Annotated in this window: 1 protein-coding gene; it reads right to left on the reverse strand. The window is 74.5% G+C overall.

Annotation, left to right across the window (positions count from 1 at the left end):
• On the reverse strand, window positions 1-1517 hold a 1517-nt coding region (locus tag ACZ4VL_RS40640; protein WP_468211053.1), incomplete at its 3' end, for an amino acid permease.
• Between the last annotated feature and the right edge of the window lie 302 nt (window positions 1518-1819).

Genomic DNA, 1819 nt, shown 5'->3' on the forward strand with positions numbered 1-1819 from the left:
AGGCTCCCTCTCTCCCCCCCAGCCGCCACCCCCCCCCCCCCCCCCCCCACCTCTCCCCCCCCCCCCCCCTCCTCCCCCGCGGGGGGGGGGGGGGGGGGGCCCCCCCCCCCCCCCCCGGTCCGACGCTGCATCAGGAACCCGGTGGCGGCGAGGAAGAGGGTCAGCCCGCCGGTGAAGACCACCTGCACCCGTGTGTCGGGGTTCTCGGCCATCAGCGCCAGCACTCCGGCCACCCCGGCCAGCGCGGCCCAGGTCAGGTACGGGAAGCCCCACATCCGCACGACCAGCTTCTCGGGCGCCTCCCGCTCCAGCCGTCGGCGCAGCACGAACTGCGAGACGGCGATGAAGCCCCAGACGACGAGGATGACCCCGCCGACCATGTTCAGCAGCCAGGCGAACAGGGTGTCCGGGTACCAGTACGACAGCAGCACGGTGACGAAACCGAAGCCGCAGGAGGCGAGCACCGCGCGCCGCGGCACCCGGCCGCTGACCTTGCCGAGGGCCTTCGGGCCCTGGCCGCGGGAGACGAGCGAGTACGCCATGCGGGAGGACCCGTAGATGTTGGCGTTCATCGCCGACAGCAGGGCGATCAGGACGACCACGTTCATGATCTGGCCGGCGGCCGGGATGCCCAGCCGGTCCAGGGCGGCCGCGTACGGGCCCTGCTCGGTCACCGCCGGGTCGTTCCACGGCAGCAGGGTGACGACGACCAGCATCGAGCCGACGTACACGACCGCGATCCGCCACATGGTGGTCCGCACGGCCCGGGCCACGCCCCGCACCGGGTCCGCGGACTCGGCGGCGGCGATGGTCACCGTCTCCAGGCCGCCGTACGCGACGACCGAGGCCAGCACGCCGACGAGCAGACCGTCCAGGCCGTTCGGCAGGAAGCCGCTGTCGGGCAGCAGGTTCGCGGTGCCGGGGGAGGAGGTGCCGGGCAGCACCCCCGCGACCGCGAGCACGCCGAGGCCGAGGAAGAGCGCGATCGCACCGATCTTGATGGCGGCGAACCAGAACTCGAACTCGCCGAAGTGGGAGACGGCGGCCAGGTTCGACCCGCAGAACAGCGCCATGAACGCCAGCACCCACACCCACGACGGGGTGCCCGGGAACCAGCCGGTCATGATGTGCGCCGCGCCGATCGCCTCGATGGCCACGCCCACGCACAGCAGGGTCCAGAACATCCAGCCGGCCGTGAACCCGGCCCAGGGGCCGATCGCCCGCTCCGCGTGCACCGAGAAGGAACCGGAGGCGGGGTCCGCGGCCGACATCTCGCCGAGCATCCGCATCACGCACATCACGAGCAACCCGGACACGGCGTACGCGAGCACGATCGAGGGGCCCGCGGCGGCGACGCCGGCGCCGGAACCGACGAAGAGCCCGGCACCGATGACCCCGCCGAGGGCGATCATCGAGAGGTGGCGCTGCTTGAGGCCGCTGCCGAGGGGCGCTCCCGCGCCGGGATCCGAGTCCGCGGGCTGCTGCCGTGCGGGCGGTGTGAGGGTGCTCTGACTCATGCGGGCCAGTCTGCCGAGCGTCCGTTTATCGGACGCTTAACGTCCGGCATCCGGACACCCGCCTCACTCCTCGTGACCGGGCGCCCGCGGAAAGCGGAGGCGCTACCTGCGGAAACCGGCCTGTGGAAGAGGTGGAAAGCGGAAAGAGCAGAGCGGGGGGGGGGGGGGGGGGGGGGGGGGGGGGGGGGGGGGGGGGAGCAGGGGGGGGGGGGGGGGGGGGGGGGGGGGGGGGGGGGAGGGGGGGTTGGGGGGGGGGGGGGGGAGGGGGGGGGGGGGGGGGGGGGGGGGGGGGGGGGGGGGGT

The sequence above is a fragment of the Streptomyces sp. NPDC029014 genome (genome assembly GCF_055564695.1).